This window comes from Chryseosolibacter indicum (assembly GCF_018598585.1).
In the GTDB taxonomy this organism is placed as follows: Bacteria; Bacteroidota; Bacteroidia; order Cytophagales; family Cyclobacteriaceae; genus Chryseosolibacter; species Chryseosolibacter indicus.
The window spans coordinates 1-15,777 of sequence record NZ_JAHESD010000045.1 but is presented as its reverse complement, the minus strand read 5'-3'; the positions used below and the strand labels follow the sequence as shown (position 1 = coordinate 15,777).

The 15,777-nt window shown below is 38.5% G+C and carries 13 protein-coding genes; 6 read left to right on the top strand and 7 right to left on the bottom strand.

Translation table 11 applies throughout. The annotated features are described in order from the left end of the window. The first annotated feature begins 318 nt into the window (after positions 1–318). The gene (locus KK060_RS17155) at positions 319–2,340 is read left to right on the top strand and encodes an ATP-binding protein (protein WP_254155000.1); all 2,022 of its coding nucleotides are present in this window, start codon (positions 319–321) and stop codon (positions 2,338–2,340) included. A gap of 9 nt (positions 2,341–2,349) precedes the next feature. Here the strand turns inward: KK060_RS17155 and KK060_RS17150 are convergent, their stop codons facing one another. Next, a complete protein-coding gene (locus KK060_RS17150) occupies positions 2,350–2,703 on the bottom strand; it encodes a response regulator (protein ID WP_254154999.1) in 354 nt (117 codons plus the stop codon). A 177-nt stretch (positions 2,704–2,880) separates the two neighbouring features. On the opposite strand from KK060_RS17150, the gene KK060_RS17145 reads away from it, so the two are divergent. After that, a complete protein-coding gene (locus tag KK060_RS17145) occupies positions 2,881–4,398 on the top strand; it encodes a hypothetical protein (protein ID WP_254154998.1) in 1,518 nt (505 codons plus the stop codon). 176 nt (positions 4,399–4,574) lie between these two features. On the opposite strand, the gene KK060_RS17140 is transcribed toward KK060_RS17145, so the two are convergent. The 3 genes from KK060_RS17140 to KK060_RS17130 all read right to left on the bottom strand — a co-directional run bounded on the left by KK060_RS17140 (position 4,575) and on the right by KK060_RS17130 (position 8,782). Further along, complete coding sequence (locus KK060_RS17140; RefSeq protein ID WP_254154997.1) at positions 4,575–5,090, bottom strand: DinB family protein; 516 nt, start codon at positions 5,088–5,090, stop codon at positions 4,575–4,577. Positions 5,091–5,250: 160 nt separating this feature from the next. Further along, positions 5,251–7,428, bottom strand: a complete 2,178-nt coding sequence (locus KK060_RS17135) for a TonB-dependent receptor plug domain-containing protein (protein ID WP_254154996.1) — start codon at positions 7,426–7,428, stop codon at positions 5,251–5,253. A 226-nt stretch (positions 7,429–7,654) separates the two neighbouring features. After that, entirely contained in the window at positions 7,655–8,782 is a 1,128-nt protein-coding gene (locus KK060_RS17130) for an MFS transporter (RefSeq protein WP_254154995.1), read from the bottom strand. A 129-nt stretch (positions 8,783–8,911) separates the two neighbouring features. Here KK060_RS17130 and KK060_RS17125 point away from each other — a divergent pair, with 129 nt between their 5' ends. Continuing rightward, positions 8,912–9,808: a polysaccharide deacetylase family protein gene (locus KK060_RS17125; protein WP_254154994.1), complete on the top strand. Its 897-nt coding sequence runs from the start codon at positions 8,912–8,914 to the stop codon at positions 9,806–9,808. 65 nt (positions 9,809–9,873) lie between these two features. Continuing rightward, positions 9,874–12,183: an acyl-CoA dehydrogenase family protein gene (locus KK060_RS17120; protein WP_254154993.1), complete on the top strand. Its 2,310-nt coding sequence runs from the start codon at positions 9,874–9,876 to the stop codon at positions 12,181–12,183. A 208-nt stretch (positions 12,184–12,391) separates the two neighbouring features. On the opposite strand, the gene KK060_RS17115 is transcribed toward KK060_RS17120, so the two are convergent. The 3 genes from KK060_RS17115 to KK060_RS17105 form a co-directional block, all read right to left on the bottom strand. Then, entirely contained in the window at positions 12,392–12,604 is a 213-nt protein-coding gene (locus KK060_RS17115) for a hypothetical protein (RefSeq protein WP_254154992.1), read from the bottom strand. Between the two features lie 17 nt (positions 12,605–12,621). Beyond that, positions 12,622–13,335: a siderophore-interacting protein gene (locus KK060_RS17110; protein WP_254154991.1), complete on the bottom strand. Its 714-nt coding sequence runs from the start codon at positions 13,333–13,335 to the stop codon at positions 12,622–12,624. A gap of 75 nt (positions 13,336–13,410) precedes the next feature. Next, positions 13,411–14,286: a helix-turn-helix domain-containing protein gene (locus KK060_RS17105; RefSeq protein WP_254154990.1), complete on the bottom strand. Its 876-nt coding sequence runs from the start codon at positions 14,284–14,286 to the stop codon at positions 13,411–13,413. A gap of 100 nt (positions 14,287–14,386) precedes the next feature. On the opposite strand from KK060_RS17105, the gene KK060_RS17100 reads away from it, so the two are divergent. Together KK060_RS17100 and KK060_RS17095 are read left to right on the top strand one after the other, a co-directional pair. Further along, positions 14,387–15,220, top strand: a complete 834-nt coding sequence (locus KK060_RS17100) for an alpha/beta fold hydrolase (RefSeq protein WP_254154989.1) — start codon at positions 14,387–14,389, stop codon at positions 15,218–15,220. Positions 15,221–15,225: 5 nt separating this feature from the next. Continuing rightward, positions 15,226–15,729, top strand: a complete 504-nt coding sequence (locus tag KK060_RS17095) for an RNA polymerase sigma factor (RefSeq protein ID WP_254154988.1) — start codon at positions 15,226–15,228, stop codon at positions 15,727–15,729. Positions 15,730–15,777 lie beyond the last annotated feature (48 nt).

The window sequence follows — 15,777 nt, the reverse complement described above, 5'->3', positions numbered from 1 at the left end:
AGCGGCTTATGGTAAAGTAATATCAAAGCCGTTAAATCGTTTAATGAACCGGGAAGGAGCACGAATGGCAGGTATAAATGACAAACACTACCCTATAGTAGATTGTCATCAAGGCAAACCTAAGCAATTGACGTTGGTAAATTCGCAGCGGCGATTGGAAGGCGGAGCTATTTCATAATCACTTAGGAACTTTCTTGCCGAAAAAATACAGATTAAATCAGAAAGGTGCTTTCCCTCGTAATTTAAAATGTAAGTTTCGGCATAACTTCCATTTAATATCCTCCCGCTTTTTATTCAATTTTGAGAAATTTTTTTCGGATGTTATCAAAGATCAAATTTGGCTTTACACTTCTCGTTCTGATAGTTTTAAATACTACATTATCAGCACAGAGCAGTGAACCACTTTTGGACTGGTATAAAAGCTTTTTCAGCTCCAACAATAAACAAATTGAAACAGTTATTAAGCAGAATGAGCAAAAAGTAGTGGATGCCGAAGAAGCTCAAGACCTTATTACTGCAGCAAAACTTCATAACGAGCTTGGTCTCCTTTACCTGGTAGGGTTCAATTATGATTCTGCGATGAACCATTTCATTAAAGGTTTATCTATTGAGGATTCACTTAAGCTTATTGACGAAAAAGTAATAAGTTACATCGCCATTGCACAGGTATTTGAAGAAGTAAATGATAATCAGAAGAGTGTTCAATACCTGGAACAAGCCCGTGAAATAAACTACCCCACCGAGAATTATTACACCCAGGTCCACATCCTGAACAAACTAGGAAAAATTAACGCGGTGCTTAAAAACCGGGAAGGCGCTTATGATTACTATCAGAATGTGCTGAGGTATGCAGAGCAAATTGAAGATGCTGGTGTAGAAGCTGAAGCATTATTCAATATTGCTCACCTGCTTACACTTCAGGATAATTATGATGAAGCCCTTGTCACACATAAAAAAGCCTTATCGTTAAGAAGAAATTTTGGTGATAAGAAGGGAGAAGCCCAGTCGCTAAATGATATTGGCGAGCTTTACTGGCTCATGAAGAACGAGGGAAAAGCACTGGCAAATTTTGAAGTAGCGGTTGAAATCAGACAAAAACTCAAAGACAAAAAGGGACTTGCAGAGACCTATAACAACCTCGGTATTCTTTATCAAAGTCAGAATAACATAGAAAAAGCGGTAACTGCTTTTTTAAAAGCAATGGAAGAAGGTCAGGTTTTAAAAGATCAACTTGTATTACTCAAAACTTATGAACACCTGAGTGAGTGTTATAAAGCACTGAAAGACTATAGCAACGCACTGAAGTATAAGGAAGAATATGTGCTTCTCAATGAGCTGATTTCCCTTGAAAAAGATGCCAAACAAGTAGATGAGACCCAGAATAAGCACACCCTCAATCAAAAAGAATCTGTTATAGCCAGGCTCGAAAATATCCGTACTCAAAGTGAACGTAAAATAGCGGCGCAGAAAGAACTCCAAAAACTACTCTTTACCATTCTTGGATTAGGTACCATAATTGTAGTATTGATATTGGTAAGTTATATATTACAACGCAGGTCTAACAAAAAGCTGCAAGCTGCCAATAAAACTGTACAGGAGCAGAACCTTCAGCTACAGGAACTAAACGCAACAAAAGACAAATTCTTCTCTATTATTAGTCACGACCTGAAAGGCCCGTTAAACTCCTTTACATCTTTCTCAGGTTTGCTTATCAACCATACAGACAGCCTCAGCAAAGATGAGATCAGGATGCTGGCAAAAGACCTTGATAAATCATTAAAGAACTTATTTGATCTGCTTGAGAATCTTCTTGAGTGGTCAAGATCACAAACAGGTAACATTGAGTTTAAACCAGAACCATTTGACCTTAATCAACTGCTCGAAGGTAACAGGCAACTTCTGGCGGCCCAGGCGCAGAACAAAAAAATAACACTTGTAAATTCAAATCTGAATCCGTTGAATGTAGACCTCCACAAACATTCTATAAACACGGTTATCAGAAACCTTACCTCGAATGCCATTAAATTTACTCCTGAGGGAGGGACAATTACCTTATCCGCCAGGGAAAACACAAATGAATTTATTATCTCTGTTACTGATACAGGCGTAGGAATGAGTAAAGACATTCTAAACAAACTTTTTAGAATAGACACAAAACATTCTACCAAAGGCACAGCAGACGAAAAAGGAACAGGCCTGGGACTGATTCTTTGTAAAGAATTTGTCGAAAAGAATGGAGGCAGAATATGGGTGGAAAGCGAAGTGGGTAAGGGCTCCATCTTCTCTTTCTCTGTCCCGAAAAGCCAGGTAAATACCTTAGCCGAAGTAATTATTAGCTAATCCAAGTTATCATTTAGCAATTGCTTCCTGAAAACGTTCAATGGTAAGTGGCTTTAAAATTACATCATCAAAACCAAGCTTCTTAAGCTCTTTAATCTGCTCATCTCCAACAAAACTGGAAAGCACAAAAGCCTTATAACTTTTCGGCTTTACAGAAGTAAGCTGCTTTAACACCTGACCAGCAGTAACGCCTGCGGTAAGATAATAATCTACCAATACAGCTTCAAAGGTGTTCTCCTTTGCCCACCCTATAGCTTCATCAACTGAGGTGAACCCGGAAACTTCATATTGAAAACTTAATATCTTTTTACTTATAAATAGATCTAGTGATTCATCATCAACGATAAGTACTTTCACTGGCATTGTTTCTTATATATTCATTTTAAGCATCGACTGATGCTTTGCTTTAATTGAACCCATAAATTAAATGAAATTTCTTACGGAAAACCAAAACCTTTTGCTGCTTTAATCAGTTAAAAGGCACTACCGACCATAAACCTTCCCGTTCAATCTTTAACTTAATTAATTCCAGGTTATTCAATGAAGAACCTTAGAAGCTCATTACCTGTGTTAACGTTATTCTTAACACTAATGGGATGTGACAATGAAGAATTTTCTTCGACACAGAATAATTCCATTTCGTTTTCCTACAACATTGCAAGAAATGCTGAAGGCCAATCCAATAGTACAACACCATCCACAGTTGTTGTCACTGTTGCAGACGAGGCAGGAAATCTTGTTCACGAAAACAAACATCTAACATTTAGCAGATCGAGTAATGGGTTTACGAGCGAAGGTCTTGACTTAATTCCGGGTAACTATCAGCTTGTCTCTTTCCTTGTTCTGGATCATGAAAATAAAGCAATTTACGCCTCTCCTGTAAAAGGTTCTGACATGGCTTATGTAGTACCAGGATCTTTACCAATTGTATTCAAAAGTGGTTCACCCAAACTTACAGATGTAGTAGCGCCTGTACTCGCACTTACCAGCAACGATACACCTGAAAGTTTCGGTTATGTAACGTTTGGACATCAATTACCTGAAGCACCATCATTAATGAATATAAAACTCAAAGTTGAATTGCTTATCGGAAACATTATTTATCAGGATGTTGACGCCATTGTAACAGTTAAAGGATATGACGAAGAAGGAAATCTAAAATCTCACGAAGACTTCCACTACACAGGTATTGAAAAAGAAATTTCAATCAAAGCAGGACTATACCGATATACAATTCAAACCATATCACTTGGTATAACAGACGAACAAACAATAAAAGGTAACTACCTGTGGCAAAACCGTTCTGATGGTCCCTATCCGGTAACCTATGTTTTCGGAGGCAGCGCTGCTGGAAAAAAATTATCTCATTATATTACTTATGCAGAGAAGCAAAAGAACGGGCCGCTTATACCTGAGAGTAAAATAACTTACGATTATAATGCTGACGGAAAGTTACTCACCATTACGTCCTATAAATATTCTTCCAACGAATTCATTCCGGAAAGCTATTCAACTTTAATTTACGAAAACGGTCTTGTATCTAAGATTACCGATCGCAGTTTTGAGCAAAACCGATTAAATACAGAAACGTTTTACGAGTATACCTCGAATAACAATGTTTCGAAAATAATTAGAAAGGACATCACTGCTGGCGTAGATTCTGAAGTAAACATAAGTTATAGTTACACTGATAGAGTTATAGATGCTACGTATACCTTTTCAAATGATCAAAGTTTTAATTATCACTTTGAGTATAAATCAAAGAACATTGTGAAAGACAACACAAGCCGCTGGGGTCAACATTGCAGTGATGGGACTTATATTTACGATAAGAAAATAAATCCATTCAGGCATTTGGGATACGTGGATTACTCATTCCGGAATTATTCCATTAGTAATCGAATCACAAACAATGTAAACTACGTAGGCTGTGCCTTTCCTGAAGTTATTCCGTTGTCTTATACCTACGAATACGACGCAGAGGGATACCCCACACAATCTGTTACTGCGTACAACAACGAAAACCTGAAGCGATATTCAAATTATTACTACAAGTAGTGCTTCGCTGAAGGGAAATCAAAATAAAGAGGCAGTCTCAAAAGTCAATCTTCTTTGCGAACGCAGTGAAGCAATACTCTAAATAGATACCAAAACTTGATGAGGATCACACTTCGTAATGATAACGGTACTTAACTTATAAGACTTTGAGACCGCCAATTTTACAATTCAATTTATTAGTTTCTGTCCCAGAATGGAGGGGGTTCAATTCCTAACGATCTAAGGTATACATAACCCTGGCCACGGTGGTGAATTTCATTATCGATAAAGTAAAAAAGTGACCAATAAACCGGGCCTTCCCACTGACCAAATACCTTTTCAATTTCTTGAAAACGTCCAGCTGGTATTTGCGGCCAAAGCTCATTAATTTCTTCGGTTGCTTTATCCCAGGCTTCAAGAAGCTGCGCCTTCGTTTTTATGTTCTTAAATTCACTATCCACTTGCTCATAAGAAGGCCATTTGCGGGTTACAATACCACGAATTCCTGGCGCGCCCATGGTTAGCATTTCAATTGCCAATTGAGCAAAAGGACGCATGCCACCTATAGAGTAATTAAACAATTTATCCTCAGGAAATGCCTCAATGGTCCTTCTTGTAAGTCCTCTGTGTCCTTGCCATTGCTTTAGAAGCACATCAGCTGTTAATACTACCGCCTTGTTGGTTGTTGCTGGTTCTAAGATGTCTTTTTCCATGGTGTTTGAGTTTTAATTTGTGATTGACCTTATGTTTATGATGCAAAGAAAAGGAGGTGGGGTGACAACCCTATGTCAACAAGTTTTAGGAGTAGGATAAAAAATAAAAAAACTCCTAACAAAGTCAGGAGTTTTTAAAATTAACAGGTTGTATAGAATATTAGAAATCGAAATTAATTCCACCAAATATCATCGCAGGCGTTGCGTCGCTATTGTAGTATTCAATAGACTTTCTGTTCAACAGATTTCTTCCGTTCACAAATATTCTCAGTTGTTTAATAGGTGCATACGACACGGTAGCATTTAACAATACCTTAGAATCAATATTTTCAACACCTCTCACACCGTCTTTATATGTGAAATTGTCTTTGTGATAAAACGTCTGCTTAGAGAACCAATAAGCATTAAGATTAAAATTGAATTTGCTGCTTAATGCATAGTTAATGTACGCACCACCGTAAGCTGAAGGAGTGAACTTATGATCTACATCTGACACGTTATTGAAATTATAAGTAGCAGGATCCATGTTATTACTTGCTGACGGCGTTGCTGCAGTAGACGAGAAGTAAGGTGAATAATCTTCCAATTTTGTCTTCTGGAATGATACAAAAGGTTTAATCTGTAATTTATTAACAACGTAGTTTACTGAAACAGTCACACCCTGTTGCCTCACCTTTAACGGTATATTTTCAATAGTCAAAGAAGTATGACCAATTACAGGAGCTGTTTGTGGTGTTATTGTAGTTGCTCCAAGAATAAGGGCAGTATAGTTTTCAGTTATTGTATGATACCCTTCAATATCCAATGAGAGGTTACTTCTTAGCATGGTTCTGTAGCCAAGCTCAAACATCTTCGAATTCAACAGATCAAGATTTTTATTACCTGTTGAAGATGCTTCCATAAACATATTGTTAGCCAAGGGTTGTAATGAATGATAATCAACATAGGTATCGAAGATGAAAGGCGAACGGTATGCCTTAGAGTAAACTACTCTAAATAAATTAGACGTATTTAACTTATAGTTTACTGCTGCCTGATATGAAAGGAGCCAATCTCCAGGATGAGTGAACTTATCCATTCTCAAGCCGCCTGTAAACCTCAGTTTCTCATTCAACAAGCTGTAGTCTGCACGTAAGCTACCACCCAAGGTTTCCATTGTTTTTTCACCATTTAGAATGCCTCCCTTTTCTGCTACATTTGCATAGCGTGAATCATCGTAAGTTGCACTACGATACGTTACGCCTGGTTTTAATGAAAGTCCTTTTATGGGAATTTCATATTCAAGGGATGCGTCTGTTACATTATAATCATACTGTGATCCTTTCATTCCTTTAACTGGGTATTGCGTGGCATCAGTATAAGATATTTGTGTATTTAACCCATACGTAGAAGATTGGAAATCGACGTACCTTGAGTCTGTAGTAATAGTATTTATGTTTGTTGAAGATCCTGTATTATCAAACATGATATTCTGTACTTCTGAATCCTGTAGCCCTGCATTCAAGTTAAACTGGGCTTTCTCTTTTGGAGAATAACTTATTGTGCTGTTTACACCATACTTTATCATCGATTTATCAGGATGCGGATAACGTGCATTTACATCGCTAGCACCAAGATCGTCGATTGAAGTAACCTTCTCCCCTGTTCTGTTATTTATATACACTACATCTCTTCCTCTGTCTTGATAGTTACCAGAAACTGCCACGCTCCATTTATCGTTAAATTGATACGCAGCCCTTCCATTAAGGATTGACGTGTTTTGTGTGCCGTATTGGGTACTTCCATTTACGCTCCATCCCTGCTTATCAGTGTGACGTGTTATGATATTAATAACACCCGATACTGCATTAGGACCGTACAAAGTTGATGATGGTCCTCGTACAACTTCAATCTTCTCAACATCATTTAAATCTATTGGTAATGATTCCCAAAAAGTGCCACCCTGCAGGTAATTATAAACAGGCCGGTTATTAATCATCACCAATGTTGTGGTATTTGTTGACGATAGAATTAAAGAATTAGGAGGTACGTTATCCAAACCACGAACGTGGATATCGTAATTACCATTTGTTTGCTCTCGTACAATTACACCTGGTATTAATCGCAGCGCTTCCATAATAGAAGTAGATCCTGCGTTTCTTATTTCTTCTCTTGTAAGAACTGACGCAGAAAGAGGAGCATCAAATAAGCTTTCAGCTTTTTTTGAAGCTGAAACGATTTGAATGTTCATCAATTCCTCCAGACTTAAACTGAAATAGTCGACAGAATCTTTTTGCGCCCAGCTAACACCGGTACTAAATGCATAGAGGACCGCAATTAGGAAAATTGGCTTTTTCATGATTTTAATTTTACTCCAGCCCTATACGCAAAACATGTGACAACTTGTACCTCACATGGCTTTCAAATAAAAAGATTATAGAAAAAAACAGAATTTATGCGGTTAAAAGGACCAATTAAAAGAAAACGGAATTCGAACAAAGAATAAATAAACGCTTGTTAGCCCAATCTGGGACGTACTTTTTCTAATTCTGGAATTAATATTTTGAAGATGGATAACTATGACGCTACACCATCTTTTCTTCAGGCTCTCTTTTCTGATGCTTAAAAAAAAGCTGAGAAATAGGTATAAGCATAAGGCCTGCAATTCCAAAAGCAATAAAAGCAAGGCGCAGATTGAATGCATGAGCCAGGTATCCTATTAACGCAGGACCAACAAACATTCCCACTATCCCATAAGTTGCAACTATAGATATACCCATTCCCGGAGAATATTTCTTTGACGACCCCGCTAATAGTAGAGTCATTGGGAAGATGGATGCAGTACCAAATCCGACAAAACAAAATCCTATTAACGATGTCCAAAACGTTGCAAATAAAACGGACAAGGTGATACCTATAATTATTAAAGAAGAACTCAAGATATAAGTTCTGGCTAACCCAATGCTTTCAATAACGCGATCAGAGGCAAACCTTGATATAGCCATGCATACCATAAATAGCAGGTAACCCAATGTGAACAGTTCAACCTTAACAACCTCCCGGAAATAAACGCCTCCCCAATCAAACATACCTCCTTCACAAATGGACGCAAAGAGCACAAGAAGCCCCAGGTACATAATGTAAGGGTCCGGCTTCCTTAAGTTAAGCTTATTCCCGGAGGTGGTCCGATCATTTTTAATAAGATTGCTGAAAGATATAAACGTAACTGCCAAGGTTATCAATGCAACAACCGTTAAATGAACGCTAATATCCGTCTTCATTCCAACAAGCAGCGTCGAAAATCCAACGCCAACAATACCTCCTGTACTCCAAAGCCCATGAAACGATCCGTTTATACGCTTTTCATACAACTTTTGTAAACCTACAGCCTGCGTATTCATGGAGATGTTCAATATCCGCATACTAAAAGCAAAAAGGCAGATAGACGCAATAAGGGCAACAGTAGAGGTTGCCATACCAATACCAAAAATAGCAACAGCAAGAAAAACAAAGGCAAAAGTTAAAGGCACCCTGCTATCGTAGCGTGATACCAGCCATCCGGAAATTGGAATACCGCATAATGAGCTGAAAGGCATGAATAACAGAATGGTACCAAGCTCAGCTTCATTAAACTCAAATTCTGCTTTTATTGTAGGAATCCGCGAAGCCCAGCTTGAAAAACAAAACCCTGAAAGAAAGTAGAATACACTCAAAAAAAACCGTTGCTTACCCCTAAGATCCATACGAACATTTTGCGGCAAATATATCCCGAAAATCCTATCGAAAAATATTTATACATTAGTAAGTGTCATTAATACACGCCAACATTTAATCATACATCAATGAAACTACTTATCCCCTTTATTGTATTATTTATTGTTATTCAAGTTCAGGCACAACAGAAAACCATTCAGGAGAAATTAGGTTATGAGAAGGATACAAAGCTGCTTATCATACACGCCGATGACCTTGGCGTATCTCATTCAGAAAATGCAGCAAGCTTTAAAGCGCTTGAAAAAGGAATGGTTAACTCCGCCAGTATAATGGTGCCATGCCCCTGGTTGCTGGAAGTTGCTGCTTATGCAAAAGCACATCCTAATGCAGATCTTGGTCTACACCTTACCTTAACAAGCGAATGGAAGAACTATAAGTGGGGTCCCGTAAACAGGCAGGTTGAAAGTCTGGTTACCAAAGAAGGGTATTTTACAGATGGATCTGTTAACCTCGGTAGTGAAGCTAAAATAGAAGATGTTGAACGTGAACTCAGGTCCCAGATAGAGCAAGCCATACGGGTAGGCATTCAACCAACACACTTTGACAGCCACATGGGCATGCTCTTTCAAAGCCCCGAATTAATACAGCTTTATATCAACCTTGGAAGAGAGTATAAGGTACCTGTGTTATTAAATAATAGAATGTCCCTGCCACCTCTTACAGATAAAGATGTACTTGTCGATCAGGTATATATTGCATCTCCTTCTGACTACAAAAAAAGCATGACCAGTTTTTACACGGGTGTATTAAAATCCATCCAGCCAGGTTTAAATGAAATTATAATTCATACTGCCTATGACGAAGCCGAAATGCAGGCTGTAACTATTGGCCATCCCGATTATGGTTCGGCCTGGAGACAAGCCGATTATAACTTCTTCACAAGTGAGGCATGTAAAAAAATAATTGTAGAACAAAAGATTCAGCTTATTACATGGAAAGAAATAAGGGATAAATTGCTGAGGTAAAACTCATGTTCGCAGTTAAAACTATGAACATGACGTGTTGAATTTATAAAGCTTTAATTTACAAGATGATAAACTCGAAACCATTAAAGGAAAATCCGAATCTCTTTGTATTTCTGCCCATCTATTACCTGGTATGGTCAGATACACTTCTTACAAACGAAGAAGTCGACTTATTAAAGGATTTGCTGAGCAAGCAAAGCTGGCTGAAAGAAAATGAGAAAACCTTTTTGCTTGATCATTTAGATCCTTCAAACCCTCCTTCAACGGACGATCTTAAACTTTGGTTAGAAGAGATTAGAAAAGTATTAAATAAAGACCAAGCTACATCAGAAACACTGGCTGATATAGGCATCAGGCTGGTAAACCTGCACCAGGATAATCATACTGCAAATAACGTTATACAGGTTCGCGACAATATTCATGCTATAGAAGAACGCCTGGGCTTAATCAGTAAAGAGTCGCTTTATCAATTCATGCCTGAAAGTCGTAAGACTATCATGCAGCAAAGGAAGACACAGCAGAACTTTAACATTGATACGCTTGCCAAAATTCTTGACGGTGAACATACTGACATCATTAACCAGGTAAAATCAGTACTGTCAGATCCATCGTTTAAATACATTGAAACAGACAGTCTTTCTGAATATCGCGAGAAGGTTCTCCAATGGTGTCAACAACTCGCCAAACAGGGCTTCGGTGCCATGGGCTATCCTACTGCCTATGGTGGTAAAGACGATATGGCGCGTTACTTCACCGTAATGGAAACGTTAAGCTATCACGACCTTAGCTTGGTCATAAAGTTCGGTGTTCAATTTGGTCTTTTCGGGATGAGTATTTACTTCCTGGGCACGGAGAAACATCACAAAAAATACCTGCACGATGTAGGCACACTTCAATTGCCCGGATGCTTCGCCATGACAGAGACAGGACACGGCTCTAACGTAAAGGGAATTGAAACTACGGCAACTTACAATCATTCAAAGCGATCATTTATTATCCATACACCAAACAGCCAGGCGCAGAAAGAATATATTGGTAATGCAGCGCTCCATGGAAAGATGGCAACGGTGTTTGCAAAACTGGTTATTGATGGCAAAGATTATGGTGTTAATGCATTTCTTGTTCCCTTACGGGATGCAAACGAAAAGACATTACCAGGAGTAACCATAGAAGACTGTGGCAGAAAGATGGGCCTTAACGGTGTGGATAATGGTAAGATTATTTTTAACGAAGTTGAAATACCGCATGAGAACATGCTCGATCGATTTGCATCCGTTACGGAAGATGGAAAGTTCCATAGCCCCATTACCAGTGACAACCGGAGGTTCTTCACCATGCTGGGAACACTGGTAGGCGGAAGAATAGGAATACCGCGCTCCGGATTAAGCGCTACTAAATCAGGATTAACCATAGCTATCCGCTACGGCGATCAACGCAAACAATTCGGACCGGAAGGTGGTGCAGAAGTACCTATCTTAAATTACAGGTCGCATCAGCGAAGACTTATGCCGCTACTTGCCAATGCCTATGCACTTCACTTTGCATTACAGTATCTTACCAATCGATTTTTAACCAGAACCGATGACGATATCCAGGAAATAGAAGCACTTGCTGCAGGGTTAAAATCATTTGCTACCTGGAATACCACGCAGAGCTTACAGGAGTGCCGTGAAGCCTGTGGTGGTAAAGGGTATCTTTCTGAAAACCGTATTGACAGGCTCAAGAACGATACGGAAATCTACACCACCTTTGAAGGCGACAATACCGTGTTGATGCAACTTGTGGCTAAGAGCAGATTGAGCGAATTCAAACAAGAGTTCAGCAACATGGATCTGTTTGGCATGCTCAACTACCTGGCAGGACAAGCCAAAACATCATTCAGCGAAATGAATCCGCTAATAGTTCGTAAAACAGACGAAGAGCATTTACTTGATCCTGAATTTCACCTCAACGCCTTCAAATACAGGGAACGTCATATATTAACTTCTGCCGCCAAACGGTTAAAGCGCCATATCGATAGTGGTATGGATTCCTTTGATGCCTTTAACGTCACTCAACATCACCTGATAGCTGTTGGATTCGCCTACATCGAGCGCATTATACTTGAGCAATTCCAGTTGCAGGTAGAGAAAACGGAAGATGAAGGCTGCAAAAGAATCCTGAAAAAGCTCTGTCAACTCTTTGCATTATCGCAAATTGATCGCAATAAAGGTTGGTATCTCGAAAATGATTACATGACAGGCGCAAAAACGAAGGCTATCCGTAAAACATTAAACCAACTCTGCTGGGATATACGACAAGACGCAGTTCCATTAGTAAATGCGTTTAAGATTCCTGATGTTTTGTTAAGTGCACCTATTGCAGTGAAAGGCTAGTCAACATTAGTTGTGCATCACATACTTTCGGTGTTCTGCTTTCTGTGTTAAAACATTGCAGGTTTATCAGCACTTCCAGCTCTGATAGTTAGATAAATAAGATGCCCCTAAAACCAGATGTTGCTGTTGGCTAAGGGGCATTATGTTTTGTAAGGCTTATGCTGTGCTCTAGAATCAAGCCCAGTGTGCCTGCCTCCTATTAACCAGCTTAATCTGGTAATTCTTCGCAGTCAAAACCTTTATTTTGCAACAATTTGATTACAGTTTCTGTTGTTTCTCTGGGAGTTTCAATACGTAAAATCCTGTCGCAATCTTCAAGATCAAAATTCCACCTGGCTTGCCTTAACAACTCATTTAAATACGGTGCCAATTGCATGACCTCCTTTTTCAGTCTTACTGATGTTTTAAATACATGAATCATAAAAACTGAATTAATCGTTACAATCCCTTCTTATCTTCAAGCCAATAACCCTGAGAATAAGTATTCCCCTGTATTCTCTCTCTCAAAACTTTTCTGAACATCTGAACGGATCTGGCGTTTCCAACCAGCACAAAATTCGCTGCGTTCCATTCATCTGTTTTGAACACCGGTAAATTTCTTATCCATTGTTCGTTTCTGAAGGACTCATTTTTAGGGTACACAACACAATTTTGAAATTCTAAGAGTTCGGGAATATTTTTATTCACTTCATCTAACTCAAAATAAAATTGAAATTGATGATTATTCCCTTTCAATAATGGCAGTAACGCACTAGCAACTCCCAGTGAAGTTTCATCACCAAAAAAGAATTGGTATTTTATACTTGGATCGTATAATTTTTTTCCCCTCGGCGGACTAACAAATAGTTCATCATTAATCTTTAATGAATGAATAAGACGGCTTCCAACTCCATCTCCATGAATATGAAATAAAATATCAAAGAGATTATTTTGTTTATCGTAATAAGCAACAGTATAATTTCTGAATTCTGTCTCACTCACACGAATCACATTTGCGTACCCAATTTGAAAACTCCAATTAGAAATGACACCTTGAAAACGTATCCTCTTGATTTGCGGACTTAGATAAACTGTATCTACAACTTTTGCGTTTGGTCTTAATGCATGTCCAAATACATTACTAACCCACTTTGGTATGCTCGAAATCATCATTGACTGTTTAGAATTTAATGCAAAGGAACATTACACAGCAATATCAAATAATGAAGAACAAAGGTAAGTATTGGACTAATCGTGGTTTTTGTTTCGGAAAGTCATAGGTGTTATGCCAGTAACTTTCGTAAATAGTCTCGAAAAATAGGGATAGTCGTCATAACCAAGTTCAGTTGCAATTTCTTTGATTGACTTGTCGGAATGATAAAGTAAACGTTTTGCTTCCAGAATTATGCGTTGTTGTATGTGATGTGAAATAGAATGTCCTGTTGCATTCTTAATGCATTCGTTTAAATATGCAGTAGAAACATTTAACCGTTGAGCATATTCCCTGGGGCGTTTAGCTGTAGCAAAGTTGCGCTCTAAAATTGCTTTAAACGCTTTGGTAATAATCTCGAATCTGGAAAGCTTGCCGGCTGGTTTAGAACGGATTAAATACTGCGAAATCACCAATCCGACCAAAGTATTGCAACTCCCGCTTAATAATAAATGATGCAACTTTTCGTTTTTTCGCGCTGATAATTTCGCGCAAAGTGACACAGCGTCGCAAATAATAGAAAACGCTTCTTGTGTTAATGCTAAAGGTTTTGCCGGTGCAATGTCTTCCAGTAGTTTCAAGTATTCAGCACTTATGTTTTCATTCGTCACCGCCCAAACACTCACTGTTGCATTTTTAAACGATAATGTTCTATGCACCTGATTTTGATGAATAAACATAACCGATGAAGGTCTTACCGCATGTTTTTGAAAATCAATTTCAAGAGTTGTCGTTCCTTTTTCCTGCAAGAAAAACAAATGGTATGCGTCTCTATGCGATCGTTTAATGATGTCAAACTCCTCGAATTGCTCATATAAATGAACATCTTCGCTCGAGATTCTACCAACGAAAATGCCAGCGCCAACTTGAGCTGCGATAGAATTTACAGGGATGGAAGTTGATTTAAGCGCCATTGTTTTTATTGCTTTTGTCAATCCGTATAATAATAATCAGAAAAAACTGTAACAATTTCAGGCGAGATGTATCAAAAAGAAAATTTTAAATCCAAAAGCGATGAAAACAAAAGCATTCATCTTTTTTTTCCTATTAATCTCTGTTCTCGCTGCCAAATCACAATCGGCCTTTCAGGTTGTTATAAAAGGAAAGGGGCAACCAATCTTGATGTTTCCGGGATTTGGTTGCACAGGTGCAGTATGGGACGATGCAGTTGCTGAACTTTCGAAAACACATCAGTGTCATGTCTTTACGTTTGCCGGGTTTGGCAACGTGACTCCTATTGAAGGGCCATGGCTATTAAAAATAAAGGATGGTGTGATTGCTTACGTAAAAGAGAGAAAATTAAAAAAGCCGATATTGCTTGGGCATAGCTTGGGTGGCACCTTGAGCTTGTGGTTGGCCACGATTGAGCCAGATATGTTCAGTAAAATAATTGCGGTGGATGCGCTGCCTTCTTCTGCTGCATTAATGATTCCCAATTACAAAGGAGATCCCATTCCATATGACAATCCTCAAAGTAACATGATCTTAAAGATGGACAGTGCTTCTTTTGCAGCAATGAATGCCCGCACTGTTCTTTATATGTGCAAGAATACGGAGAAACAAAAAACGCTGATCGATTGGATGAACAAGGCTGATAGAAAAACTTATGTATATGGATACATTGATATGCTTAATCTGGATTTACGTGAAGCAATTGCCAAAATCAAAATACCTGTAGTAATTTTAGGGGCAGCGAATCCCGACAGAACAACGGTTGAAAAAACATATAAAACGCAGTATGAAAAATTACCTTCCGTAGTCATACATTACGCAGAAAATTCCAGCCACTTTTTAATGTACGACCAACCCGATTGGTTTATAGAGAAGTTACTAAACAACATAAAATAATACGATTGAGCCTGGTAAATAAAAAACTGCGTTTCAACGAATTGTTTGTGCAGCACTATTCAAAAGTATTCAGGCTTTGTAAAGGATACTTTAATGGAAATGAAGCTCTCGCTTCTGATTCAGCTCAGGAAGTATTTATAAAAATATGGGAATCACTGGATACGTTTCGTGGTGAATCGAGCATCAGTACCTGGATATATCGGATTTCAGCGAACACTTGCTTGCTCTATTTGCGCAAGCAGTCCACCCGAATAGAAAGAGCAACTACTATCTTCCCTCCTATTGCCGCGGAGCAATACTCTTTTGAAGAAGAAGAGAAACTTCAGAAAATGTATAGGTGCATCCAGAAGCTGGGAGAGCAAGACAAAATGACTACACTAATGATGCTGGAAGGAATTGGCTATCAGGAAATTTCTGAGGTTCTCGGAATAACCGAAGAAGCCCTTCGTGTGCGGATTCACAGAATTAAAAAAAATCTAACACAATGTGTTCACCATGGAAGCATTTGATGAATTGAAAAATATTTGGAACAGCCAACCTGATGTTACAGTTAATAC